Here is a 283-nt window from a genome sequence, read left to right on the forward strand (position 1 = left end):
CGCTTCCAGCCGAGTCTCGGATGCACTGGGCGTCGGTCAGCTGATAGGCGTCGTGACACTCACAAAATACACCGCCGCTCTCACGCTAGAGGAAACCGCATGATTCTGTTTGCCAGAAGCCATTTCAGTATCGGGGAGAGAACGCTGTACTCCAGAGATATCTTCAACGAGGCCGACAAGCACGGCTACCAGGCTGCTTGCCTGATGGACACCATGAATATCTCGGGAATGATCGCGTTCAGCCGTGCAGCCAAGCAAGTCGATATCAAGCCGCTGATTGGCG

1 protein-coding gene is annotated in these 283 nt (G+C 55.5%); it reads left to right on the forward strand.

From position 1 onward, the window contains the following. Window positions 1–99: 99 nt before the first annotated feature. The coding region (locus R0J88_RS19570) for a PHP domain-containing protein (RefSeq protein WP_410900807.1) at window positions 100–283 on the forward strand (184 nt) is incomplete at its 3' end.

The organism is Pseudoalteromonas sp. SIMBA_162 (assembly GCF_046535955.1).
In the GTDB taxonomy this organism is placed as follows: domain Bacteria; phylum Pseudomonadota; class Gammaproteobacteria; order Enterobacterales; family Alteromonadaceae; genus Pseudoalteromonas; species Pseudoalteromonas marina.